At 72.6% G+C, this 24,137-nt stretch carries 19 protein-coding genes and 1 pseudogene; 12 read left to right on the forward strand and 8 right to left on the reverse strand.

All coding sequences use genetic code 11. The features are described 5' to 3' along the window. Positions 1–36 precede the first annotated feature (36 nt). The 9 genes and pseudogenes from OG440_RS27810 to lgt all read left to right on the forward strand — a co-directional run. The gene (locus OG440_RS27810; RefSeq protein WP_406009516.1) at positions 37–687 is read left to right on the forward strand and encodes a TIGR02234 family membrane protein; all 651 of its coding nucleotides are present in this window, start codon (positions 37–39) and stop codon (positions 685–687) included. 205 nt (positions 688–892) lie between these two features. Then, a complete protein-coding gene (locus tag OG440_RS27815; RefSeq protein ID WP_406009517.1) occupies positions 893–1,150 on the forward strand; it encodes an HGxxPAAW family protein in 258 nt (85 codons plus the stop codon). Positions 1,151–1,251: 101 nt separating this feature from the next. Further along, a complete protein-coding gene (locus OG440_RS27820) occupies positions 1,252–1,737 on the forward strand; it encodes a DUF2752 domain-containing protein (RefSeq protein WP_406009518.1) in 486 nt (161 codons plus the stop codon). A 194-nt stretch (positions 1,738–1,931) separates the two neighbouring features. Then, the gene (gene trpC, locus OG440_RS27825) at positions 1,932–2,741 is read left to right on the forward strand and encodes an indole-3-glycerol phosphate synthase TrpC (RefSeq protein ID WP_406009519.1); all 810 of its coding nucleotides are present in this window, start codon (positions 1,932–1,934) and stop codon (positions 2,739–2,741) included. A gap of 21 nt (positions 2,742–2,762) precedes the next feature. Beyond that, positions 2,763–3,002: a tryptophan biosynthesis modulator TrpM gene (gene trpM, locus OG440_RS27830; protein WP_406009520.1), complete on the forward strand. Its 240-nt coding sequence runs from the start codon at positions 2,763–2,765 to the stop codon at positions 3,000–3,002. A 68-nt stretch (positions 3,003–3,070) separates the two neighbouring features. Then, entirely contained in the window at positions 3,071–4,354 is a 1,284-nt protein-coding gene (trpB, locus tag OG440_RS27835; protein ID WP_406009521.1) for a tryptophan synthase subunit beta, read from the forward strand. Beyond that, positions 4,351–5,187 (forward strand): tryptophan synthase subunit alpha, encoded by an 837-nt coding sequence (gene trpA, locus OG440_RS27840; RefSeq protein ID WP_406009522.1) that lies wholly within the window; start codon positions 4,351–4,353, stop codon positions 5,185–5,187. Before trpB ends, trpA begins: the two co-directional genes overlap by 4 nt. 103 nt (positions 5,188–5,290) lie before the next feature. After that, positions 5,291–6,067: a thioredoxin domain-containing protein gene (locus tag OG440_RS27845; RefSeq protein WP_406009523.1), complete on the forward strand. Its 777-nt coding sequence runs from the start codon at positions 5,291–5,293 to the stop codon at positions 6,065–6,067. 94 nt (positions 6,068–6,161) lie between these two features. Beyond that, positions 6,162–7,187 (forward strand): annotated as a pseudogene (gene lgt, locus OG440_RS27850) (prolipoprotein diacylglyceryl transferase); the annotation flags it as partial. A 347-nt stretch (positions 7,188–7,534) separates the two neighbouring features. Here lgt and OG440_RS27855 read toward each other — a convergent pair. The 7 genes from OG440_RS27855 to OG440_RS27885 are packed head-to-tail and all read right to left on the reverse strand — an operon-like array spanning position 7,535 to position 15,571. Next, positions 7,535–8,365 carry an HpcH/HpaI aldolase/citrate lyase family protein gene (locus tag OG440_RS27855; protein WP_406009524.1) on the reverse strand — a complete coding sequence of 277 codons (831 nt, stop codon included), beginning with the start codon at positions 8,363–8,365 and terminating at the stop codon, positions 7,535–7,537. Then, a complete protein-coding gene (locus OG440_RS27860; RefSeq protein ID WP_406009525.1) occupies positions 8,362–9,558 on the reverse strand; it encodes a CaiB/BaiF CoA transferase family protein in 1,197 nt (398 codons plus the stop codon). The genes OG440_RS27855 and OG440_RS27860 overlap by 4 nt, the downstream gene beginning before the upstream one ends. Continuing rightward, on the reverse strand, positions 9,555–10,448 hold the full coding sequence (gene rbsK / locus OG440_RS27865; protein ID WP_406009526.1) for a ribokinase: 894 nt from the start codon (positions 10,446–10,448) through the stop codon (positions 9,555–9,557). The genes OG440_RS27860 and rbsK overlap by 4 nt, the downstream gene beginning before the upstream one ends. After that, positions 10,445–11,824, reverse strand: a complete 1,380-nt coding sequence (locus tag OG440_RS27870; protein WP_406009527.1) for an ADP-ribosylglycohydrolase family protein — start codon at positions 11,822–11,824, stop codon at positions 10,445–10,447. The genes rbsK and OG440_RS27870 overlap by 4 nt, the downstream gene beginning before the upstream one ends. Beyond that, positions 11,812–13,041: an ADP-ribosylglycohydrolase family protein gene (locus tag OG440_RS27875; protein WP_406009528.1), complete on the reverse strand. Its 1,230-nt coding sequence runs from the start codon at positions 13,039–13,041 to the stop codon at positions 11,812–11,814. The genes OG440_RS27870 and OG440_RS27875 overlap by 13 nt, the downstream gene beginning before the upstream one ends. Positions 13,042–13,049: 8 nt before the next feature. Then, a complete protein-coding gene (locus tag OG440_RS27880; protein WP_406009529.1) occupies positions 13,050–14,447 on the reverse strand; it encodes an ADP-ribosylglycohydrolase family protein in 1,398 nt (465 codons plus the stop codon). After that, entirely contained in the window at positions 14,444–15,571 is a 1,128-nt protein-coding gene (locus OG440_RS27885; RefSeq protein WP_406009530.1) for an ADP-ribosylglycohydrolase family protein, read from the reverse strand. Before OG440_RS27885 ends, OG440_RS27880 begins: the two co-directional genes overlap by 4 nt. 358 nt (positions 15,572–15,929) lie before the next feature. On the opposite strand from OG440_RS27885, the gene OG440_RS27890 reads away from it, so the two are divergent. The 3 genes from OG440_RS27890 (at position 15,930) to OG440_RS27900 (ending at position 23,100) form a co-directional block, all read left to right on the forward strand. Beyond that, complete coding sequence (locus OG440_RS27890; protein WP_406009531.1) at positions 15,930–16,661, forward strand: VIT1/CCC1 transporter family protein; 732 nt, start codon at positions 15,930–15,932, stop codon at positions 16,659–16,661. A 384-nt stretch (positions 16,662–17,045) separates the two neighbouring features. Continuing rightward, a complete protein-coding gene (gltB, locus tag OG440_RS27895; protein ID WP_406009532.1) occupies positions 17,046–21,644 on the forward strand; it encodes a glutamate synthase large subunit in 4,599 nt (1,532 codons plus the stop codon). After that, entirely contained in the window at positions 21,637–23,100 is a 1,464-nt protein-coding gene (locus tag OG440_RS27900; RefSeq protein WP_406009533.1) for a glutamate synthase subunit beta, read from the forward strand. Before gltB ends, OG440_RS27900 begins: the two co-directional genes overlap by 8 nt. A gap of 116 nt (positions 23,101–23,216) precedes the next feature. Here the strand turns inward: OG440_RS27900 and OG440_RS27905 are convergent, their stop codons facing one another. Continuing rightward, complete coding sequence (locus OG440_RS27905; protein ID WP_406009534.1) at positions 23,217–24,038, reverse strand: chitosanase; 822 nt, start codon at positions 24,036–24,038, stop codon at positions 23,217–23,219. Positions 24,039–24,137 lie beyond the last annotated feature (99 nt).

Consider the following 24,137-nt stretch of genomic DNA (forward strand, 5'->3'; position numbering starts at 1 on the left):
GCCCCGGGTGACGGTTCGCCCGGGGTTCAGGCGATAGTGGAGTACGTGACTGCTGTTCCGCACCCCCGATCCGAAGCCGCCGCCCCCGCCGGGTCCGGCCGCCGGAGCCTTGCGATCGCCCTGCTGTTCGGCGCGCTGGGCTCGGCCGTGACCCTGCTGTCCACCCGGCAGCGCTGGTCGGACGGCACGGCCACGGTGGCCGGCGGCGCCTTCCCGCTGACCGCCCGAGGCAGCGACGTCACGGGCGTGCCCGCGGCGCTCGCCATAGCGAGCCTCGCCGCGCTCGTCGCCGTGTTCGCCGTCCGCAGGGCCGGCCGCTTCGCGGTCTCCGCGCTGCTCGCGCTCTCCGGCGCCGGCATCGTGGCCGCCTCCCTGTTCGGCGCCACCGACGGCTCCGCGCTCGACGAGCAGGCCGCCCGCGTCTCCGGCGACACCTCGGCGACCGTCGCCTCCTTCACCCACACCGCCTGGCCCTACGCCGCGGTCGCGGGCGGCGCCCTGATCCTCCTGGCAGGCCTGCTCGCCCTGCGCTACGGCCGCCTGTGGCCCACGATGTCCGGCCGCTACGAACGCGACGGCACCCCGCGCCCCCGGCGGGTGGCCAAGCCCGTCGACCCGGACCGGCCCGAGGACATGTGGAAGGCCCTGGACCGGGGCGAGGACCCGACGGGCGCGGACCCCGCCTGAACACCGGCCCCGCCGGAACACCCTCGCGCGCGGAGCCCGGTCCCCGTCCGGTCCCGCGGTCCCCGACGTGGTGACGCGGCTCCCGATGTGGTGAATCAGACGCGATCGGAGGCCACCCCCGCGTCCGTCACGGGCGCGGGTACGGGACAATGGACGGCGAGCGTCCGGCTCGGACGGACACAGAGACAGCAATGAGGAGCAAGTCATGGCGGGCAGCAGCCACGGACACACCCCGGCCGCCTGGACCGGCGTCACCATCGTCTTCATCGGGTTCACCGTCGCGGGCGCGTTCATGGTGATGGCCGAGCCGCTCGGCTTCTGGGCCGGCATGGCGATCGTGGCCCTCGGTGGTGTCGTCGGCGGCATCATGCGCGCGATGGGCCTCGGCATGCCGAAGGACGCCCACCCGGTGCACCAGACCACGGCGACGGCGACCCGCGAGCCGGCCGGCGCGGAGGCCTGAGCCCCGCACGGCCTCGGCAGGACTTCCGCAGCACCCTCGTGAGGGGCGGCCGGTGCACACCGGCCGCCCCTCACGCGCGCGTGGCGCCCCGGCGGGGCACAATGCGAGGCGTGAACGCCGACAGCCGGTGGGTGACGTCCCCGCCACCCGCGCCGCCCCCGACACCGCGGACGCCCCGGACACCTCCGGGGACCGTGCTCGGACGGCTCGCGGTGCCCGCCGGGATCCTCGCGGCCGTCGCCGGGGCCTTCGCCTACGTCGGGACCGTCGACCCCAACGAGCCAGGCCACTACCCGGCCTGCCCCCTCCTGCGCCTCACCGGCCTGTACTGCCCGGGCTGCGGCGGACTGCGCAGCGCGCACGCCTTCGTGCACGGGGACTTCGCCGCCGCCCTGCACGACAACGCGCCGGCCGTCCTCGGCTACCTCGGCTTCGCCGTGCTGTGGACCGTCTGGGTGGTCCGCGCGGTGCGCGGACGCCCCACGCGCGCGGAACCCACCCCGGCGCTGCTGTGGACGCTGGGCGCGATCCTGGCGGTCTTCACCGTTGTCCGGAACCTGCCGTTCGGTGGCTGGCTGCATCCTTGATCAACGGGCGAACGTCCAGTACGGGGGCACCTCCCGCCCGGGCATGCGAAGCTTGTTCGAGAGCGGGGAGGGATCGCCGTCAACCGGATGTGAGGCCTTCGCCTTCCTCCGGATACCATCGCAGTGACCACCTCTTTTCTCATGGACGCTGGAACCGCCCACCGTCCCTCAACCGCTGGAAGGGGGCCGCTCGCGTGAGTGTGCTCGACGAGATCATCGACGGAGTCCGTGCCGACCTCGCGGAGCGGCAGGCGCGCGTCAGCCTCGACGAGCTCAAGGAGCGCGCGGCGAAGGCCCCCGCGGCCAAGGACGGGGTGGCCGCGCTCCGGGGCGACGGCGTCAAGGTCATCTGCGAGGTCAAGCGCTCCAGCCCGTCCAAGGGCGCGCTGGCCGCGATCGCCGATCCGGCAGGACTGGCCGCCGACTACGAGGCGGGCGGCGCGGCCGTCATCTCCGTCCTCACCGAACAGCGCCGCTTCGGCGGCTCCCTCGCCGACCTCGAGGCGGTACGCGCGCGGGTCGACATTCCCGTGCTGCGCAAGGACTTCATCGTCACCTCGTACCAGCTGTGGGAGGCCCGCGCGTACGGCGCCGACCTCGCGCTGCTGATCGTGGCCGCGCTCGAGCAGCCTGCCCTCGAATCGCTGATCGAGCGCGCCGTCTCCATCGGCCTCACCCCGCTCGTCGAGGTCCACGACGAGGACGAGGTCGAGCGCGCCGTCGACGCGGGCGCCAAGGTGATCGGCGTGAACGCGCGCAACCTGAAGACCCTCGAGGTCGACCGGGGCACCTTCGAGCGCATCGCCCCCGAGATCCCGGCCCACGTCGTCAGCGTCGCCGAGTCCGGCGTCCGGGGCCCGCACGACCTGATCGCGTACGCCAACGCCGGCGCCGACGCGGTCCTGGTGGGCGAGTCCCTGGTGACGGGCCGCGACCCGAAGACCGCGGTGGCCGACCTGGTCGCGGCGGGCGAACACCCCGCACTGCGCCACGGCCGGGGCTGAGACCCCGCTAGGCTTGCCCCGATGACTCCGACGACCGCCGAGAAGACCACGGACCGGTACGCCCGCCTCGCGCGCGGCTGCCGTCCCCGTGGCTGTCGCGCGCCCGCCCGCAGGGTGCACGGCCGCCGGGTCCGGTACGTCATCGGGGACGAGCCGGGACAGGTGAACGGCATGCGATGGCAGCGCGCCCTTCAGGGGCGCGGGACGCTGTCGGCCCACGCGGCCTCGCCGCGTGGGCGCGACCTGCCGTACACGGCCTGAGGTCGCCCGACAAGCTCCGCCCCCACGGCTGATGTGTCCTTCCACAGACTCCACCGTGAGGTTTCCGCATGCCCAGCGAGTTCTTCATTCCCGACCCCGAGGGTCGAGTCCCCAGCGCCGAGGGCTACTTCGGCGCGTTCGGCGGCAAGTTCATCCCGGAGGCCCTCGTCGCCGCCGTGGACGAGGTCGCCGTCGAGTACGACAAGGCGAAGCACGACCCCGAGTTCGCCCGCGAGCTCGACGACCTGCTCGTGCACTACACCGGCCGGCCCAGCTCCCTCACCGAGGTGCCGAGGTTCGCCGAACACGCCGGCGGTGCCCGGGTGTTCCTCAAGCGCGAGGACCTCAACCACACCGGCTCCCACAAGATCAACAACGTGCTCGGCCAGGCGCTGCTCACCCGGCGCATGGGCAAGACGCGCGTGATCGCCGAGACCGGCGCCGGCCAGCACGGCGTGGCGACGGCCACCGCCTGCGCCCTCTTCGGGCTCGAGTGCACCATCTACATGGGCGAGATCGACACCCGCCGCCAGGCCCTCAACGTGGCGCGCATGCGCATGCTGGGCGCCGAGGTCGTGGCCGTGAAGTCCGGCAGCCGCACGCTGAAGGACGCCATCAACGAGGCCTTCCGCGACTGGGTCGCCAACGTCGACCGCACCCACTACCTGTTCGGCACGGTCGCCGGACCGCACCCCTTCCCGGCGATGGTGCGCGACTTCCACCGCGTCATCGGCGTCGAGGCCCGCCGCCAGATCCTGGAGCGCGCCGGACGCCTGCCCGACGCGGCGGTCGCCTGCGTCGGCGGCGGCTCCAACGCCATCGGCCTCTTCCACGCCTTCATCCCGGACGCCGACGTCCGGCTCGTCGGCTGTGAGCCGGCCGGTCACGGCATCGACACCGGCGAGCACGCGGCGACCCTGACCGCGGGCGAGCCCGGCATCCTGCACGGCTCGCGCTCCTACGTCCTCCAGGACGACGAGGGCCAGATCACCGAGCCGTACTCCATCTCGGCGGGCCTGGACTACCCGGGCATCGGCCCCGAGCACGCCTACCTCAAGGACAGCGGCCGCGGCGAGTACCGCGCGGTCACCGACGACGCGGCCATGCAGGCGCTGCGTCTGCTGTCGCGCACCGAGGGCATCATCCCGGCGATCGAGAGCGCGCACGCGCTGGCCGGTGCCCTGGAGGTCGGCAAGGAGCTCGGCAAGGACGGGCTGATCGTCGTCAACCTGTCCGGCCGCGGTGACAAGGACATGGACACGGCCGCCCGTTACTTCGGCCTGTACGAAACCGACGCCGAGGTCGCCGCCAACGCGGCAGACACCGCCGAGATCGAGGGGGACGTCAAGTGAGCGGGGCCGAATTCACCGGGGGGAAGAGCGGGCTGCTGTCGGGCACCCTCGCCGGCACGAGGGCCGAGGGCCGCGCCGCGCTGATCGCCTACCTTCCGGCCGGGTTCCCGACCGTGGACGGCGGCATCGAGGCGATCAAGGCCGTCATCGACGGTGGCGCGGACGTCGTCGAGGTCGGTCTGCCGCACAGCGACCCCGTCCTCGACGGCCCGGTCATCCAGACCGCCGACGACATCGCCCTGCGCGGCGGGGTGCGGATCGCGGACGTCATGCGGACGGTCCGGGAGGCCTTCGAGGCCACCGGGAAGCCGATCCTCGTCATGACGTACTGGAACCCGATCGACCGCTACGGTGTCGAGCGCTTCACCGCCGAGCTGGCCGAGGCGGGCGGCGCGGGCTGCATCCTGCCCGACCTGCCGGTCCAGGAGTCGGCGCTGTGGAGGGAGCACGCCGACAAGCACGGCCTCGCGACGGTCTTCGTCGTGGCGCCGAGCAGCAAGGACGCGCGGCTCGCCCAGATCACCGAGGCGGGCAGCGGCTTCGTCTACGCCGCCTCGCTGATGGGGGTCACGGGTACCCGTGCGTCCGTGGGCGCGCAGGCCCAGGACCTGGTCGAGCGGACCCGGGCCACCGGCACCGGCCTGCCCGTCTGCGTCGGCCTCGGCGTCTCCGACGCGACGCAGGCCGCCGAGGTGGCCGGCTTCGCCGACGGTGTGATCGTCGGCTCGGCCTTCGTCAAGCGGATGCTGGACGCGCCGGACCACGCGGCCGGTGTCGAGGCGGTCCGCGAGCTCGCGGGCGAGCTGGCCAAGGGCGTGCGCCGACAGGCGTAGCCGGGCGCGGAGGCAACAGAGCGGGACATTTCTCCAGGTCACTCGAACGGGTGGACCTGGGGTCGGGGAGGCGCAATGCGCCTCCCCGGTTCGTTCTGGGGGTGTGAGCGAGAAGAATCGTGCGGGAAAGCGCACTGCCAGGGAGCGGCTGGCGGACGAGCGAGAGAAGCAGAAGGCCGCGGAGCGGCGACGGCGGACGCTGATCGTCGCGTCGAGCGTCGTCTGCGTCCTGGGGCTGGCGGCGGTGATCGGGGTCGTCGCGGCGAACTCCGGCAAGGACGACAGCAGCGACAAGGCGGGCCCGGTCGTGGCGCCCTCGGGCGCGCAGGGCGAGGACGCGCTGGCGATCCCCGTCGGCAAGGACGGCGCGAAGTCCACGCTCACCGTGTGGGAGGACTTCCGCTGCCCGGCCTGCAAGGCCTTCGAGACGGCGTACCGCCCCACCATCCACGAGCTGACCGACGCCGGGAAGCTCAGGGTCGAGTACCACCTGGCCACGCTCATCGACGGCAACATGGGCGGCAGCGGCTCCCGTAACGCGGCCAACGCGGCGGCGTGCGCGCAGGACGCCGGGAAGTTCCCCGCGTACCACGACGTGCTGTACGAGAACCAGCCGGAGGAGACCGACGACGCCTTCGCCGAGAACAGCAAGCTCATCGGGCTCGCGGCCAAGGTCGACGGCCTCGACATGCCCGCGTTCCGTACCTGTGTCGAGGACGGCACGCACAACAGCTGGGTCGAGAAGTCCAACCAGGCCTTCCAGAACGGCCACTTCGGCGGCACTCCGACCGTGCTGTTCAACGGCAAGAACATCTACGCGGACCAGTCGATGACGCCGGCGAAGCTGAAGCAGATGGTGGAGGAGGCCGACAAAGGGTGACCAGGGGTGAGGCCCCTGCACACCTGCCCGTTATGGAGCCGTAGCCGGGCTGCCCGCCGTCGGCCCGGTCCGGCACGGTAGCGTCGACCCTGCCATGGAACTTGCCTACATTCCCAGCCCGTCGCACGGGGTGCTGTATCTCGGCCCCGTTCCCCTGCGCGGCTACGCGTTCTGCATCATCATCGGCGTCTTCGTCGCGGTCTGGCTCGGCAACAGGCGCTGGGTCGCCCGCGGCGGGCAGGCCGGCACGGTGGCCGACATCTCCGTCTGGGCGGTGCCCTTCGGCCTGGTCGGCGGCCGGCTCTACCACGTGATCACGGACTACGAGCTGTACTTCAGCGAGGGCCGTGACTGGGTGGACGCCTTCAAGGTCTGGGAAGGCGGCCTCGGAATCTGGGGCGCGATCGCGCTCGGCGCGGTGGGCGCGTGGATCGGCTGCCGCCGCCGGGGCATCGCCCTTCCCGCGTACGCCGACGCCATCGCGCCGGGCATCGCCCTCGCCCAGGCGATCGGCCGCTGGGGCAACTGGTTCAACCAGGAGCTGTACGGCAAGCAGACCGACCTCCCCTGGGCGCTGCACATCACGTCCTCGGCGGACGGCCGGGTGCCCGGCTACTACCACCCGACGTTCCTGTACGAGTCGCTGTGGTGCGTCGGCGTGGCCCTTCTCGTCATCTGGGCCGACCGTCGCTTCAAGCTGGGGCATGGGCGGGCTTTCGCGCTGTACGTCGCCGCCTACTGCGTGGGCCGCGCGTGGATCGAGTACATGCGGGTCGACGACGCCCACCACATCCTGGGCCTGCGGCTGAACGACTGGACCGCGCTGGTCGTGTTCCTGCTCGCGGTGACCTACATCGTGATCTCGGCGAAGAAGCGGCCGGGCCGCGAAGCGGTGGTCGAGCCGGGCGCGGGTGCGGATGCCTCCGGCGGTGGGACGGAAACCGACGGCGAGAGCACGTCGAAGGACGCGGCCGACGCCGAGGCCAAGGCCACGGCAGCGGGCAAGACAAAGACTGCGGCCAAGGCCACGGCAGCGGGCAAGACAAAGACTGCGGACAAGGCCACGGCAGCGGGCAAGACCAAGACGGCGGAGAAGGCCACGGACAAGGCCGGGTCCGGCGTCGACGCCGAGACCGACGCCGCGGGTGACGGCGAAGCGAAGGCGGGGAAGGCCGGGCCCGGCGCCGAGGCGCGGAGCGGCGCGGACACCAAGGCCAAGCCCGACGCCGACGCCGAGGCCTCCGCCGATGTCGACGCCTCCACGGACACCGAGGCCGGTGCCGGGGCGAACGGTGAGGCGGACAAGCCCGCCGCGGTGACGGCTCAGGACGACGCCGAGGTCGAGGCCGAGGTCAAGGACGGGGCCGAGTCGGCCGGCAAGAAGAGCTGACGGCCGGTTGGTCGTACGACGGCGAGGGCGCCCGGGATCTCCCGGGCGCCCTCGCCGTCTGCGTGCGACGGGGAGGGTCAGTCCCCCCGGGCCGCCAGGGACAGGGTGCGTTGTGCCATCGCCACCACGGCCGCGTCGACGAAGCGGCCGTCCGGCAGGGCCTGGGCGCCCTGTTCGGTGGCCGCCGCCTTCACGATCGTCTCGGCTTCCTCCAGCTCGTGCTGGGTGGGCAGGTAGGCCCGTTCGATGATCGGGAGCTGGCGGGGATGGATGGCGGCGCGGCCCAGGAAGCCGAGGGTGCGGCCGTGGGCGCAGCTGGTGGCCAGGCCCTCCAGGTCGCGGATGTCGGGGTGCACCGACTGGGGTGGGGGTGCCAGACCCGCGGCGCGGGCGGCGACCACGACCCGGGCGCGGGACCAGTCGAGGCCCGCGTCGTGGCGGACGCCCAGGTCGGCTCGCAGGTCCGCCTCGCCGATGGCGATGCCGCGCAGCGAGGGGTGGGCGCAGGCGATGGCGTAGGCGTGTTCGATGCCGAGGGCTGTCTCCAGCATGGCGTGGAGGGGGGTGGCTCCACGGTCCGCGGGCGCCACGGTCTCGGCGACTCGGGTGATCTGGTGGGGGGACGTCACTTTCGGCAGGCGCAGGGCGGAGACCCCGGGGAGGGCGGCCATCGTGCGGAGGTCGGCCGCGGCGTAGGGGCTGTCCAGGGCGTTCACCCGGACGTGGACCGGGACCGGCTGCGGGTCGCGGAGACGTTCGGCGGTGGCCGTACGGGCGTACTCCTTGCGGTCGGGGGCGACCGCGTCCTCCAGGTCGACGATGACGATGTCGGCGCCGCAGGCGAGGGCCTTGGACACGGTCTGCGGGCGGTCGCCGGGGACGTAGAGCCAGGTCAGAGGGGTTTTCATAGGGCGCCCGCCTCGCGGAGCGACGCGAGCTCGGCCGTGGTCAGGCCCAGTTCGGTCAGGACCTCCTCCGTGTCGGCGCCGTGCGGGCGGCCGGCCCAGCGGATCGCGCCGGGGGTCGAGGAGAGCCGGAAAAGGACGTTCTGCATGCGGATCCGGCCCAGCTCCGGGTCCTCGACCGCGGTGACCGTGTCGAGCGCCTGGTACTGGGGGTCGGCCATCACGTCGCGTACGTCCTGGATCGGGGCGATCGCCGCCTCCGCCTTCTCGAACGCGGCGAGGACGTCGGTGCGGCTGCGGGCGGCGATCCAGCTGCCGACCGCCTCGTCGAGCAGGTCGGCATGGGCGGCCCGGTCGGCGCCGGTCGCGAACCAGGGCTCGTCGATCAGGTCGGCGCGGCCGACCAGGCGCATCACGCGCTCCGCGATCGACTGGGCCGACGTGGAGACGGCGACCCAGTTCCCGTCGGCCGTGCGGTAGGTGTTGCGCGGGGCGTTGTTGGCGGACCGGTTGCCGGTGCGGGCCTGGACGTATCCCAGCTGGTCGTACCAGAGCGGCTGGGGGCCGAGGACGGTCAGGATGGGTTCGATGATCGCCATGTCGACGACCTGTCCCTCGCCGGTGCGGTCGCGGGCGGCGAGGGCCGTCATCACGGCGTAGGCGGTGGCCAGGCCCGCGATCGAGTCGGCCAGGCCGAAGGGCGGGAGGGTCGGAGAGGCGTCCGGTTCGCCGGTGATCGCCGCGAACCCGCTCATCGCCTCGGCGAGGGTGCCGAAGCCGGGGCGGTGTGCGTAGGGGCCGAACTGGCCGAAGGCGGTGACCCGGGCGAGGACCAGGCGGGGGTTGGCCGCCGACAGTTCGTCCCAGCCGAGGTCCCACTTCTCGAGGGTGCCGGGGCGGAAGTTCTCGATGATCACGTCGGCGGTGGCGGCGAGGCGCAGCAGCGTGGCGCGGCCGCCGGGCCTGGACAGGTCGAGGGTGATGGTGCGCTTGTTGCGGCCGAGGATCTTCCACCACAGGCCCACGCCGTCCTTCGACGGGCCGTGGCCGCGGGAGGGATCCGGCCGGGTGGGGTGCTCGACCTTGATGACCTCGGCCCCGAAGTCGCCGAGCATGGTGGCGGCGAGGGGGCCGGCGAAGAGGGTGGCCAGGTCGAGGACCCGGACACCGTGCAGGGGGGTGGTCTTCTCGGTCATGAGGCGTACTGCGCGTCGATCTCGGAGCGATAGGGCATCGAGGCGGAGGCGCCCGGCCGTTGGACCGACAGGGCCGCCGCCGCGGACGCCCACGCCAGCGCCTCCCGTACAGGCCGCCCCTCGCCGAGCGCGACCGCGAGGGCGCCGACGAAGGTGTCGCCCGCGCCGGTCGAGTCCACGGCGGTGACGCGCGGGGCGGGCACGGTCACCGGCTGTGCTCCCCGGGTGGCGTACAGACTGCCCGACGCGCCGAGGGTGATGACCACCTCCGGCACGCTGTCCAGCAGGGCGGTGGCCGCCTCGCGCGGGTCGGTGCGGCCGGTGAGCGTGGCCGCCTCGTGCTCGTTGGGGACCAACAGGTCGGTCACCGTGAGGAGTTCGGGCGGCAGCGGCTGGGCCGGGGCCGGGGTGAGGACGGTCCGGACGCCGTGGGCGCGGGCCGCCCGGGCGCCCGCGACCACCGCGGCGAGGGGGACCTCGAGCTGGAGCAGGAGCGCGTCGGCGGAGGAGACGAGGACCTCGTCGCCCGGGACGAGGTGGTCGACGGTGCCGTTCGCGCCGGGGACGACGACGATCGCGTTGCCGCCCTCGTCGTCCACGACGATGTGCGCGGTGCCGGAGGGGCCCTCGACGGTGCGCAGGTGGTCGGTGTTCACACCGGAGTGCTCCAGGGTGGAGCGCAGCCGGGTGCCGAAGGCGTCGTTGCCCACGGCGCCGATCATCGAGACGGTGGCGCCCGCGCGGGCGGCAGCGACCGCCTGGTTGGCGCCCTTGCCGCCGGGGATCGTACGGAACTCCCGTCCCGTCACGGTCTCCCCGCGCTGCGGGGGCTTCTCGACGTAGGCGACGAGGTCCATGTTCGTGCTGCCGAGCACGAGGATGTCGGTCATGGCTGGGAAGCCTCCCGGGGGATGAGGGACCAGGTGAGGTGGGCCAGGGCGTCGAAGCCGACGCCGTTGAGGTCGGCGACGGAGGTGGCGAGACGGTTCTTGAGCGGCGCCGTCCAGTGGTCGGGCAGCGCGGCCGGGTCGCCGGTGAGCAGGGCGGCGATCCCGCCGGCCGTCGCGCCGGCCGAATCGGTGTCCAGGCCGCCGGACACGGCACGGCCCACGGAGCCGGTGAAGTCGCCGTCCGCGTGGGTGAGGGCGGCGGCGATCAGGGCGGTGTTGGGGACGGCGTGCACCCAGTGGTACGCCGTGTGCGCGGCGTGGAGTTCGTCCACCACGGTGTCGAAGTCGGGGTGCTCCCCGGCGAGCCGGACGGCGTGGGTGACGGCCTGCGCGAGCCGTGAGCGGGGCGGGACGACGCTCAGGCCGGTGCGCAGACAGGCATGGACGTCATGGGTGCCGGTCGCGGCCGCGGCGATGGTGGCCGCCGTGAACATGGCCGCGTAGACCCCGTTGGCGGTGTGCGTGAGGGTGGCGTCGCGGTGGGCCTGCTCGGCCGCCGCGGCCGGGTCCCCGGGGTTGGTCCAGCCGTGCACGTCGGCGCGGATGAGGGCGCCGATCCACTCGCGGAAGGGGTTGCGGTGGCGGGCGGTGAGCGGGGGCTCGATGCCGCAGAGGAGGTTGCGCAGGGCGAGGCGTTCGGCGGTGAAGGTGCGGCCCGCGGGGAGTTCGTCGAGCCAGAGCCGGGCCACGTCCGTGGTGGTGAAGTCCCTGCCGTGACGCTGGAGCAGGAGGAGGTTGAGGAGCGGGTAGTTGAGGTCGTCGTCCTCGGGCATGCCGTCGATGTTCTCGGCGAGGGAGGTGGCCGCCGAGCGGCGGTTCCACGGATGCGCTTCGAGGAGGGAACCGGGCACCCCTCGGGCGGTGAAGTAGCCGCAGAGCGGCCAGTTGCCGGTGGACCGGGCGAGTTCGCGGACGGCTTCCAGGGGGAGCTTCTCCACCGGTTTGCCCAGGAGACAGCCGACGGCCCGGCCCAGCCAGGCCGCTTCCAGCCCCGCCGGGGTGGGGGTCTGCGCGTGCGCGTCGGCCCGACGGCTCGGCCACTGCGGGCACAGGGCCCTGATCTTCTCCAGTGCGGTCGGCTCGTGCTCCGTCAACCGGCTGGGCAGGTCGGCCAGTTCGTCCAGGAGGTCGTCCGCGAGAAGGCGCAGATACCGCGAGGCGCGCTGGGGAGAGGCGCCCGCCCGGGCCGGGGCCTCGCAGCCTCCGGCCTTTTTCCAGCGTGCGGCGATCGCCCGCGGCTCCCGGCCGTCCTGCGCCGCCTGGCGCAGTTCGTGGCCGAGTAGGTCCTCGGGCTGGACCCAGGTCAGTCGGAGCATCGCGGGCCTCCGATCGCGGAGAACGCCCGCTCGTGCGCGCGGCGGTGGTGGACGTCGCGGTCGAAGATCTCCCGGGTGACCTCGGTGAGCGTCGCCGCCGGCTGCCAGAGGTCGAGGCGGCTGGCCTCGGCGACCTGCTTCGACCACTCGTCGGGGACCGGCGAGCCCAGGGCGCCGGCCACCGCTCCCGCCATCGTCGCGATCGAATCGCAGTCACGGCCGTAGTTGACCGCGCCCAGCACCGCCTGCCGGTAGTCGCCGTCGGCCACCACCAACATGCCCAGGGCGACGGGGAGTTCCTCGATGGCGTGCAGGCGGGAGGGGCGGCGGGCGGCCAGGGACGGGCGGCGGTAGTCGGGGCCGACGGTGTCGTACGGCGTCACCGCCTCCCGGAGCGGGACCAGCGCGGACTCGAAGTCGCCGTACCGGGCCGCCGCTTCGCAGACCTTCTCGATCGCCGTGCGGGTCCCGTCCTGCGCCAGGGCCAGACAGGCCGCGACGACGGAGTCCGCCGTCGCGCCCGGCGTGCAGGCGGCCGCCACCGCCGCCGCGAAGACCCCCGCCGCCTCACGGCCGTAGGACGACTGGTGGGCGCCGGCGATGTCCAGCGCCTCGGCGTACGCGCCCGCCGGGTTGGCCGCGTTGACCAGGCCCACCGGGGCCATGTACATCGCCGCGCCGCAGTTGACGATGTTGCCGACGCCTGCCTCGCGCGGGTCCACATGACCGTAGTGGAGCCTCGCCACCAGCCATTTCTCCGCCAGGAAGATCCGCTGGAGGGGGAGTGCCTCCGCCTCCAGCTCCGGGATCCAGCGGGGGGTCGTCAGCAGGTCCGGGACCAGGTGGTCGGCGACCGCGTAGGCGTCCAGGTGATCGCGGACCGTGGCGTAGACCCTGATCAGCGCGTGGGTCATCAAGGTGTCGTCGGTGACGTGGCCGTCGCCCTTGTGGTACGGGGCGATGGGACGGGCGGTGCGCCAGTCGTCGCCGTTCCAGGGACCGACGACGCCGTGCACCCGGCTGCCGTGGCGCTGGAGGATCTGCTCGGGGGAGTAGCCCTCGACGGGGCCGCCGAGCGCGTCGCCGACGGCGGCCCCGACGAGCGCGGCGGTGATCCGGTCTTCCAGGGTTCCGCCACCTCCGCCGCCGCCTCCGTCTTCGCGGCTGCCGCCTCCGCCGTCGCTGCCGCTGCTGCTTTCTTGTGCTTTGGGCGTCATGCCCCGAATCATCCTCCTGGAGGGGCCGGTTGTGCGGCTTCCAGGAGTCCGGCGAGTTCCACCAGGTCGGTGCCGGTGAGCCGGGGCAGTACGCAGCCGGAGAGGACGCGGCAGCTGTCCCGCCAGGAGACGGGGATCGCCGTGCCGCCGCCCAACGCGCCGGTCAGCGCGCCCGCCAGGGCCGGGGCCGAGTCCGCGACCCGGGAGAGGCAGGCCGCCGCCGGTACCGCTTCGGCGATTCGGCCGCCGGACGCAGTCACCAGGGCCAGGGCCACCGGGACCGTTTCCGCCGCCGCGATGCCGTAGCTGTAGACGTGGTCGACGATCTGGTGCTCCAGGAGGGGGACGAGCGCGAAGGCGCTGTCGGCGGCACGGGCCAGTTCCAGGGCGTGGCGGGCGTTGCGGCCGATCTCGGTGTGCTCGGGGAGTTCGGCGAGCGCCGCCGTCACACAGGCGTCGGGGTCCGCGCCGACCAGGGCCAGCGAGACGGCCGCGGCCATCGCGCGTGCGCCGTGCACGCCGTCGCCGTCCTGTGTGTAGCGGGCGTCGAACTCGGCGAGTTCGGCGGCGAGTCGGGGATCGCCGGGGTGCGCCACGGCCAGGACGCAGGCGCGCACGCAGGCCGCGTCGTCGAAGTAGTGGGGGTTGTCGTGGCCGGTGGCGGGCGGCCGCAGCCCCGCTGCGAGGTTGCCGAGGCCGGCGCGCACGGAGATCCGGGCCCGCAGGGGGAGGACTGCGGACTCGATCTCGGGTGCGCGGTCGGCGGCCGCCGCGACCTCGCAGGCGACGGCGTTCCAGGTGAGGTCGATGGCGGCCCGCATCCGGCGTTCTCGGCCGAGGTCGCCGAGGGCGGCGTCGTCCCCGGCCCGCAGGACCGCCTCGGCCGCGAAGGCCGCCCACTCGGCATCGTCGGAGGGGCCGAGGCGGAGGGGTTCGGGGGGTTGGTTGAGGGCGATGGGGACGGGGAGGGTGGTCGTCGCGTTGTGTTCGGCGAACGTGTCGAGTTCGCGGGTCAGGCGGCGGGTCCACTCCGGCATGCGGGCGGCTCGGTGACGGGCGGCGGGCCAGCCGGCGGCGTCGCCCGCGGCCAGGCCGAGCAGGAGGCCTTCGACGCGGTGCGCGCCCCGCGCGCGGGCGGCTTCGAGCGCCTCGGCTTCGCCTTCGGCCTTGTGGTTCCCACCCGCACCACCCGCGCGGCTTTCGTCGTCGGGGTCGGGTGCGGGCGGCCCCTGCCGGATGTCCTCGCGGCCGGCGGCCGCGGGACCGTGCGGCTTCGCCGTGAGCGGTGTGGTGGTCGGTGCGGGCGCCGGTGCGGGTGGCTTTGCCGGGGGTGGTGCGGTGGTTGTGGGGGAGCCCGTGGATTCCGAGCCGCCAGGTCCCTCGTCCCACGGGGCGGGGGGTCTCATGAGGCTGCCTCCGTGCCGTCGTTCGCCGCCAGGGTGAAGGCGGCCGGGTCCGGTGGGGTGAAGCGGCCGAGGCGCATCAGGTTCGGTACGAGTTCGTCCAGGACCATGCCCTCGCCCCACTTGCCGCCCTCGCCGGGCATCAGCAACTCGGCCACGTCCAGCACGTGGTGGCCCGCCATGGACGGCAGGCAGCTGCCCCGTGCCGGGCCGATCGCCGCCGCCCATTCCGCGGGGATGGCCGACACGCCCTGCGTCGCGCCGGCCAGGGCGCCCGCCACCGCGGCCGTCGTGTCCGCGTCGCGGCCCATGTTCACGGCCGTGAGGACGGCCTCGCGGAAGTCGCCGTCGGCGGCCGCGTAGGCGCCGAAGGCGAGGGCGACGGCCTCGGGGGCGAGGTCGGTCCAGGGGTAGCCGCCGATGACGACGGCGGAGCGGACCGCGCGTTCGCCCCGGTGGGCGACCGCCACCGCCCGGCGCAGGGATCGTGCCGTCCAGGAGTCCTCGGGGATCACGGCCAGGGCGGAGGCGACCACCGAGATCGCCGGTGCCCCCGCCATCGCCGCCGCCACTCCCGCCGCGACGGCCTGGCCGCCGTAGATGCCCTCGCCGTCGTGGCTGACCGCGCCGTCGATGGCGACCAGGCGGGCCGCTTCCGCGGGGCGGCCCGCGGCGAACACGCCGAAGGGGGCCGCGCGCATCGCCAGGCCGTCGCTCCAGGCGTGCCGGTGCTGCGCCGAGATCGGTGCCGCCAGGCCTCGGCGGAGGTTCTCCAGGGTGCCGCGTTCGCTGAAGCCCGCGCCGCGGAAGGGGCCCTCGTCGAGGTCGGCGATCCACTGGTGCCAGGCCGCCTCGACGTGGGCGGGGGTGAGCGCGGAGCCGTGGCGGGCCAGCAGCAGGCCCGAGAAGATCGCGTATTCGGTGTCGTCGGTGCCGGCCGGCCGGTCGGCGACGTACCCGGTGATACGGCCCCAGCGGGCGCGGATCTCGGAGGGCTTCAAGTTCTCCGCGGGGGCTCCCAGGGCGTCACCCACGGCCAGGCCGAGCAAGGCGCCGCGGGCGCGTTCACGGAGTGCGGCGGCGTCCCCCGGCGCCGGGACCGAGGGGATGCAGGCGGTCGATGCCATACGCGGCCTCTCCTCAAGGGGCTCCGCACGGGGCGCGGAGCACTTTGCGGATGTGTCCCACCGTCGGCGGTTGACCTCAGCCTCGAAGGCTCCCATGTCACCCGGTCGACATCTGTGCAGCCCAGCGATCGTATGAGCATTCGAGGGTAAAACCGCAGGTTAGCGCAGCCTTTCCTTGCTGGCGGGCGGGAATGTCCCGGCGTATCTTCGGTGTTGTCGAAAAGTGGACCCAGTCCAGACTTAGCTTCGCCTCAGCTTACCTGGGGCGCTGCCGGGCTCCCGCCGGAGCCCACCGGAACGCCATTCGCAACACCCGCCGTTCGCACCACCCGTCGATCGCACCACCCAGGGGGATTCCGTGGCCATCATCGAAACCGAAGCCGCACTGCACGAGGCGCATCGCGACAACCACACCCACCGCGATGTCAACGGCGGCTGGCTGCGCCCCGCGGTCTTCGGCGCGATGGACGGCCTGGTCTCCAACCTCGCCCTGATGACCGGTGTCGCAGGCGGTTCGGTGGGTCACCAGACCGTCGTCATCACCGGTCTCGCCGGTCTCGCCGCGGGCGCCTTCTCCATGGCCGCGGGCGAGTACACCTCCGTCGCCTCGCAGCGCGAGCTCGTCGAGGCCGAACTCGACGTAGAGCGCCGGGAGTTGAGGAAGCACCCGCAGGACGAGGAGGCCGAGCTCGCCGCGCTGTACGAGGCCCGGGGTGTCGAGCCCGAGCTGGCACGGCAGGTCGCCGAGCAGCTGTCGCGCGACCCCGAGCAGGCCCTGGAGATCCACGCCCGTGAGGAACTGGGCATCGACCCCTCCGACCTGCCCTCGCCGCTGATCGCCGCCGTGTCGAGCTTCGGCGCCTTCGCACTGGGCGCCCTGCTGCCCGTACTCCCTTATCTCCTGGGGGCCGCCACCCTCTGGCCGGCCGTGCTGCTCGCGCTGTTCGGGCTGTTCGGCTGCGGGGCCGTGGTGGCCCGGGTGACCGCGCGCAGCTGGTGGTACAGCGGACTGCGGCAGCTCGCCCTCGGTGGGGCGGCCGCCGGTGTGACGTACGCCCTGGGCAGCTGGTTCGGAACGGCCGTAGGATAGAGCGGATGGTACTTATGCGTTGGGCCGCATAAGTAGCCGTTACCGACTGGTTTCGAGTGCTCGACCAGCGGGCATGAGCCGTAAGCGCTGTGGGCAATGACGCCTCCGGCGCACTCGCGAGGTGAACGAAGCCGCTCCCCTCGCCTTCCGGGCCGGCGGACGCCGATCTGATCGATCACGTCCCGTTCGGCCCCCCTTACATACTTCCAGCCACGTACGCGACACCCCCCTCGCGACTCCGTGGCGTCCGCATGCTGGAACGGAGTATCCGGTTCCCGAGAACCGCTCCATCATGTAACCTGCACGAAATTTTGCGTTACGCAGAGGGCCAACGTCGTCCCTTCGCCAGCAGATATGCCACTTGAGACGACGACGGGAGAGCCGATGCGTACGCCGCGCCAGCCGTCCCAGCATTCCGGGAATGGCCAGAACTGGTCCTTCATGGATGCTCGCCCTGCTGCGCAGGGTATGTACGACCCCCGCAACGAGCACGACGCCTGTGGCGTCGGCTTCGTGGCCAACCTCACCGGCGAGGCGAGCCACACGCTGGTCGAGCAGGCGCTCACCGTTCTGCGCAACCTCGAACACCGCGGCGCCACCGGCTCCGAGCCGGACTCCGGCGACGGCGCGGGCATCCTGACCCAGGTCCCGGACGCCTTCTTCCGCGAGGTGGCCGGACTGGGGCTCCCCGAGGCCGGCGGCTACGCCGTCGGTATCGCCTTCCTCCCCGAGGACGGCACCCAGGACGCCGTCTCACGGATCGACACGATCGCCGCCGACGAGGGCCTCACCGTCCTCGGCTGGCGCGAGGTCCCGGTCGCCCCCGGACTGCTCGGCGCCACCGCCCGCTCGACGATGCCGGCCTTCCGCCAGATCTTCGTCACGGACCACGCCAGCACGGGCATCGACCTCGACCGCAAGGCGTTCGTGCTGCGCAAGCGCGCCGAGCGCGAGGCCGGCGTCTACTTCCCCTCGCTGTCCGCGCGGACCATCGTCTACAAGGGCATGCTGACCACCGGCCAGCTCGAGCCCTTCTTCCCGGACCTGTCCGACCGCCGCTTCGCCTCGGCCGTGTCGCTCGTCCACTCGCGCTTCTCCACGAACACCTTCCCCTCGTGGCCGCTCGCGCACCCGTACCGCTTCGTCGCGCACAACGGTGAGATCAACACCGTCAAGGGCAACCGCAACTGGATGCGCGCCCGCGAGTCGCAGCTCGTCTCGGACCTCTTCGGGCAGGACGAGAAGTCCATCGAGCGGATCTTCCCGGTGTGTACGCCGGACGCCTCCGACTCGGCGTCCTTCGACGAGGTGCTCGAGCTGCTCCACCTCGGCGGCCGCTCGCTCCCGCACTCCGTGCTGATGATGATCCCGGAGGCGTGGGAGAACCACGACTCCATGGACCCCGCCCGGCGCGCCTTCTACGAGTTCCACTCCACGATGATGGAGCCCTGGGACGGCCCGGCCTGCGTCACCTTCACCGACGGCACCCAGGTCGGCGCCGTGCTCGACCGCAACGGTCTGCGCCCCGGCCGCTACTGGGTCACCGACGACGGCCTCGTCGTCCTCGGCTCCGAGGTCGGCGTCCTCGACATCGACCCCGCCAAGGTCGTCCGCAAGGGCCGCCTCCAGCCGGGCCGGATGTTCCTCGTCGACACCGCCGAGCACCGCATCATCGAGGACGACGAGATCAAGGGGCAGCTCGCCGCCGAGAAGCCCTACGCCGAGTGGCTCGAGGCCGGCGAGATCGAGCTGGTCGACCTGCCCGAGCGCGAGCACATCGTGCACACCCACGCCTCGGTCACCCGCCGCCAGCAGACCTTCGGCTACACCGAGGAAGAGCTGCGCGTCATCCTCGCGCCGATGGCCAAGACCGCCGGCGAACCGCTCGGCTCCATGGGCACGGACTCGCCGATCGCCGCGCTCTCCGCGCGCCCGCGGCTGCTCTTCGACTACTTCACCCAGCTGTTCGCGCAGGTCACCAACCCGCCGCTGGACGCCATCCGCGAGGAGCTCGTCACCTCGCTGCGCTCCTCGCTGGGCCCGCAGGGCAACCTGCTCGAGCCGAGCGCCGCGTCGTGCCGGACGGTCACCCTGCCGTTCCCGGTCATCGACAACGACGAGCTGGCCAAGCTCATCCACATCAACGCCGACGGCGACATGCCCGGCTTCAAGGCCGCGACGCTCTCCGGTCTGTACCGGGTGCACGGCGGCGGTGACGCGCTCGCCGCGCGCATCGAGGAGATCTGCGCCGAGGCCGACGCCGCCATCGACAACGGCGCCCGCCTCATCGTCCTGTCGGACCGCCACTCGGACGCCGAGCACGCCCCGATCCCGTCGCTGCTGCTCACCGCGGCCGTCCACCACCACCTCATCCGCACCAAGCAGCGCACCGAGGTCGGCCTCCTCGTCGAGGCCGGCGACGTCCGCGAGGTCCACCACGTCGCCCTGCTGATCGGCTTCGGCGCCGCCGCCGTCAACCCGTACCTGGCGATGGAGTCCGTCGAGGACCTGCTGCGCGCGGGCACCTTCATCAACGGCCTCGAGCCCGAGCAGGCGATCCGCAACCTGATCTACGCGCTGGGCAAGGGCGTCCTGAAGGTCATGTCCAAGATGGGCATCTCCACCGTCGCCTCCTACCGCGGCGCCCAGGTCTTCGAGGCCGTCGGTCTCGACGACGCCTTCGTCGAGAAGTACTTCAAGGGCACCGCCACCAAGATCGGCGGCGTCGGCATCGACGTCATCGCCAAGGAGGTCGCCGCCCGCCACGCCAAGGCGTACCCGGCCAGCGGCATCGCGCCGGCCCACCGCGCCCTGGAGATAGGCGGCGAGTACCAGTGGCGCCGCGAGGGCGAGCCCCACCTGTTCGACCCGGAGACGGTCTTCCGCCTCCAGCACTCGACGCGCACGGCCCGCTACGACATCTTCAAGAAGTACACGGACCGCGTGAACGAGCAGTCCGAGCGCCTCATGACGCTGCGCGGCCTGTTCGGCTTCACGTCGGACCGCGAGTCGATCCCCCTCGACGAGGTCGAGTCCGTCGACGAGATCGTCAAGCGCTTCTCCACCGGCGCCATGTCGTACGGCTCCATCTCCAAGGAGGCGCACGAGACCCTCGCCATCGCCATGAACCAGTTGGGCGGCAAGTCCAACACCGGTGAGGGCGGCGAGGACGCGGACCGGCTGTACGACCCGGCGCGCCGCTCGGCGATCAAGCAGGTCGCCTCCGGACGCTTCGGCGTCACCTCCGAGTACCTGGTGAACGCGGACGACATCCAGATCAAGATGGCCCAGGGCGCCAAGCCCGGCGAGGGCGGCCAGCTGCCCGGCCACAAGGTCTACCCGTGGGTGGCCAAGACCCGGCACAGCACCCCCGGTGTCGGTCTGATCTCCCCGCCGCCGCACCACGACATCTACTCCATCGAGGACCTCGCCCAGCTGATCCACGACCTGAAGAACGCGAACCCGCAGGCGCGGATCCACGTGAAGCTGGTCTCCGAGGTCGGTGTCGGCACGGTCGCGGCCGGTGTGTCCAAGGCACACGCGGATGTCGTGCTCATCTCCGGCCACGACGGCGGAACGGGCGCCTCCCCGCTCACCTCGCTGAAGCACGCGGGCGGCCCCTGGGAGCTCGGCCTCGCCGAGACCCAGCAGACGCTGCTGCTCAACGGCCTGCGCGACCGCATCGTCGTGCAGACCGACGGCCAGCTGAAGACCGGCCGTGACGTGGTCATCGCCGCGCTGCTCGGCGCCGAGGAGTTCGGTTTCGCGACCGCGCCGCTCGTCGTCTCCGGCTGCGTCATGATGCGCGTCTGCCACCTGGACACCTGCCCGGTCGGCATCGCCACCCAGAACCCGGTGCTCCGCGACCGCTTCGCCGGCAAGGCGGAGTACGTGGTGAACTTCTTCAAGTTCATCGCCGAGGAGGTCCGCGAGATCCTCGCCGAGCTGGGCTTCCGCACCATCGAGGAGGCCGTCGGCCACGCCGAGGTCCTCGACGTCGAGCGTGCCGTCGACCACTGGAAGGCCCAGGGCCTGAACCTGGCCCCGCTGTTCCACGTGCCCGCCCTGCCCGAGGGCGCGGCGCTGCACCAGGTCATCTCGCAGGACCACGGCCTGGAGAAGGCGCTCGACAACGAGCTGATCAAGCTCGCCGCCGACGCCCTGGCCGCGGACTCCGCGACCGACGCCCAGCCGGTGCGCGCCCAGGTCGCCATCCGCAACATCAACCGCACGGTCGGCACCATGCTCGGCCACGAGGTGACGAAGAAGTTCGGTGGCGCGGGCCTGCCCGAGGACACCATCGACATCACCTTCACCGGCTCCGCCGGCCAGTCCTTCGGCGCCTTCCTCCCGCGCGGTGTCACGCTGCGCCTGGAGGGCGACGCCAACGACTACGTCGGCAAGGGCCTCTCCGGCGGCCGGATCGTCGTCCGCCCGGACCGCGGCGCCGACCACCTCGCCGAGTACTCGACGATCGCTGGCAACACCATCGCCTACGGCGCGACCGGCGGCGAGTTGTTCCTGCGCGGCCGTACCGGTGAGCGGTTCTGCGTCCGCAACTCCGGCGCGACGGTCGTCTCCGAGGGCGTGGGCGACCACGGCTGCGAGTACATGACCGGCGGTCACGCGGTGGTCCTCGGCGAGACCGGCCGCAACTTCGCGGCCGGCATGTCGGGCGGCGTCGCCTACGTGATCGACCTGAACCGCGACAACGTCAACTCCGGCAACCTCGGCGCCGTCGAGGTGCCGGACGAGGCCGACAAGCAGTGGCTGCACGACGTGGTGCGCCGCCACGCCGAGGAGACCGGTTCGACGGTCGCCGCGAAGCTGCTCGTCGACTGGGACGCCGCCGCGGAGCGCTTCAGCAAGATCATCCCCAGCACGTACAAGGCAGTGCTCGCCGCCAAGGACGCCGCCGAGCAGGCGGGACTCTCCGAGTCCGAGATCACCGAGAAGATGATGGAGGCGGCGACCAATGGCTGACCCGAAGGGCTTTCTGAACCACGGCCGTGAGGTCGCCAAGTCCCGTCCCGTCGACGTGCGTCTGAAGGACTGGAACGAGGTCTACGTTCCCGGTTCGCTGCTGCCGATCATCGGCAAGCAGGCCGGCCGGTGCATGGACTGCGGCATCCCGTTCTGCCACAACGGCTGTCCGCTGGGGAACCTGATCCCCGAGTGGAACGACTTCGCCTACCGCGAGGACTGGACGGCGGCCTCCGAGCGCCTGCACGCCACGAACAACTTCCCGGAGTTCACGGGCCGCCTGTGCCCCGCTCCGTGCGAGTCGGCGTGTGTGCTGGGCATCAACCAGCCGGCCGTCACCATCAAGAACGTCGAGGTCTCGATCATCGACAAGGCGTGGGAGACCGGTGACGTCGCCCCGCAGGCGCCCGAGCGCCTGTCGGGCAAGACCGTCGCGGTCATCGGCTCGGGCCCGGCGGGCCTGGCCGCCGCCCAGCAGCTCACCCGGGCCGGCCACACCGTCGCCGTCTACGAGCGCGCCGACCGCATCGGCGGCCTCCTGCGGTACGGCATCCCCGAGTTCAAGATGGAGAAGCGGCACATCAACCGCCGCATCGAGCAGATGCGCGCGGAGGGCACCCGCTTCCGCACCGGGATCGAGATCGGCCGCGACCTCAAGGCGACCGACCTGAAGAAGCGCTACGACGCCATCGTCATCGCCGCCGGCGCCACGACCGCCCGGGATCTTCCGGTCCCCGGCCGTGAGCTCAAGGGCGTCTACCAGGCGATGGAGTACCTGCCGCTGGCCAACAAGGTCCAGGAGGGCGACTTCGTGGCGCCCCCGATCTCGGCCGCGGGCAAGCACGTCGTGGTCATCGGCGGCGGCGACACCGGCGCCGACTGCGTGGGCACCGCCCACCGCCAGGGCGCGGCCTCGGTCACCCAGCTGGAGATCATGCCCCGCCCGGGCGAGGAGCGGGACGCGGTCTCCCAGCCGTGGCCGACCTTCCCGATGCTCTACAAGGTCACGTCCGCGCACGAGGAGGGCGGCGAGCGGGTCTACTCCGTCTCCACCACCCACTTCGAGGGCGACGAGGACGGCAACGTCCAGTGGCTGCACCTCAGCGAGGTCGAGTTCGTCGAGGGCAGGCTGACCCCGAAGCCGGGCACGGAGCGCAAGATCCCCGCCCAGCTGGTCACCCTCGCCATGGGCTTCACCGGGACCGACCGTGAGAACGGCGTGGTGGAGCAGTTCGGTCTGGAGCTCGACGAGCGCGGCAACATCGCCCGCGACGCCGACTTCCAGACCAACGTCCCGGGCGTGTACGTCGCCGGTGACGCCGGCCGCGGCCAGTCCCTCATCGTGTGGGCGATCGCGGAGGGCCGCTCGGCCGCCCGCGGCGTCGACCGGTTCCTGACCGGCGCGAGCGAACTGCCGGCCCCGATCCGCCCGACGGACCGCTCCCTGCTGGTCTGACGGCCCGAGGGTCCCCAGAACGTCCCGTACAAAGGCGTGCGGAACACAGACGGCGCCTGCCCCACAGTCCCCGACCGGACGACCGGGCAGGCGCCGTCGCATGTCCGCACAACCCCTCACGGCACCCGGTACGCCTCCCCGTACACCTGCCACCGCAGCGGCGGGCGCAGGCCGAGGTTGCCTTCGCGCAGGAACCGGCGCTGGGTCGTGTCGACGCGGGAGGTGTCGACGCCGGGGTGCCGGATCAGCATGGCCCGGCGGCGGGCGTCCAGGAAGGCGTTCAGGTAGGCGGCCTCCCCGCCGCCCTGCACGGGGGTGCGGGCCTGCCGCATCGCACGCGCCCGGATGCCGTCGAAGCTGGTCGGGCCGGTGCCGGGGCCATGGAAGACCAGGGCGTCGTAGTAGATGAACTGGCCCAGCGCGCCCAGGCCGTCGACCCGGCCCCGGCGGACCGCCGGGTCGAAGTAGACCCGGTCGCGCTCGACGTCCTGCGCGGCCCGGAAGGCGGGTACCCTCGACTCCGCCCGCCAGGCGGCCGGGAAGTCGGGGTCCAGACCGGCGTGCGAGGCGGTGCCGTCGACCCGGCGCAGGGCGGGCAGGTAGCGGGCGAGGGCGTTGGACGGGTGGTCGCGGGTGTAGCCCTCGACGAGGGTGAGCAGATCGTGGGTGCCGGTGCAGAAGCCGATCAGGCCCGCCGTGTAGCCCTGTCCGTCGCCGATGTCCTCGACATAGCCGTACGCGGTGCGCCAGTCCAGGGTCCCGTTCTCCGCGCTGGCCACGATCTTCTGGGCCAGTTCCTTCTGGGTCGGGGCGGTGAGGCCCGGCAAGGACGCCCGGACGGCGATGGCCGGCCGGGCGGTTTGCGCGAGTGGGGCGGGGGTGAACAGGTACACCGTCGACGCTACGGCGGCGCAGACCAGGGCGGCGGCACGTTTCATGCCGGACACCCTAGAGCGGGAATGTCGTGTTCCTTGTCATTTCATCCTCATTGGCAGGTGAACGAACAAAAGGGCGAAGGCCGGTGGGCGTGGGAGGCT

The sequence above is a fragment of the Streptomyces sp. NBC_00637 genome (genome assembly GCF_045161545.1).
Classification (GTDB): Bacteria; Actinomycetota; Actinomycetes; order Streptomycetales; family Streptomycetaceae; genus Streptomyces.

What these genes read in the sequence shown, in the direction of transcription:
- OG440_RS27815 (WP_406009517.1), top strand. Translation starts at nt 893, where the DNA reads ATGGCGGGCAGCAGCCACGGACACACCCCGGCCGCCTGGACCGGCGTC.
- OG440_RS27820 (WP_406009518.1), top strand. Translation starts at nt 1,252, where the DNA reads ATGCGAGGCGTGAACGCCGACAGCCGGTGGGTGACGTCCCCGCCACCC.
- trpM (WP_406009520.1), top strand. Translation starts at nt 2,763, where the DNA reads ATGACTCCGACGACCGCCGAGAAGACCACGGACCGGTACGCCCGCCTC.
- trpB (WP_406009521.1), top strand. Translation starts at nt 3,071, where the DNA reads ATGCCCAGCGAGTTCTTCATTCCCGACCCCGAGGGTCGAGTCCCCAGC.
- OG440_RS27855 (WP_406009524.1), bottom strand. Translation starts at nt 8,365, where the DNA reads ATGAAAACCCCTCTGACCTGGCTCTACGTCCCCGGCGACCGCCCGCAG.
- OG440_RS27860 (WP_406009525.1), bottom strand. Translation starts at nt 9,558, where the DNA reads ATGACCGAGAAGACCACCCCCCTGCACGGTGTCCGGGTCCTCGACCTG.
- rbsK (WP_406009526.1), bottom strand. Translation starts at nt 10,448, where the DNA reads ATGACCGACATCCTCGTGCTCGGCAGCACGAACATGGACCTCGTCGCC.
- OG440_RS27870 (WP_406009527.1), bottom strand. Translation starts at nt 11,824, where the DNA reads ATGCTCCGACTGACCTGGGTCCAGCCCGAGGACCTACTCGGCCACGAA.
- OG440_RS27875 (WP_406009528.1), bottom strand. Translation starts at nt 13,041, where the DNA reads ATGACGCCCAAAGCACAAGAAAGCAGCAGCGGCAGCGACGGCGGAGGC.
- OG440_RS27880 (WP_406009529.1), bottom strand. Translation starts at nt 14,447, where the DNA reads ATGAGACCCCCCGCCCCGTGGGACGAGGGACCTGGCGGCTCGGAATCC.
- OG440_RS27885 (WP_406009530.1), bottom strand. Translation starts at nt 15,571, where the DNA reads ATGGCATCGACCGCCTGCATCCCCTCGGTCCCGGCGCCGGGGGACGCC.
- gltB (WP_406009532.1), top strand. Translation starts at nt 17,046, where the DNA reads ATGCGTACGCCGCGCCAGCCGTCCCAGCATTCCGGGAATGGCCAGAAC.
- OG440_RS27900 (WP_406009533.1), top strand. Translation starts at nt 21,637, where the DNA reads ATGGCTGACCCGAAGGGCTTTCTGAACCACGGCCGTGAGGTCGCCAAG.
- OG440_RS27905 (WP_406009534.1), bottom strand. Translation starts at nt 24,038, where the DNA reads ATGAAACGTGCCGCCGCCCTGGTCTGCGCCGCCGTAGCGTCGACGGTG.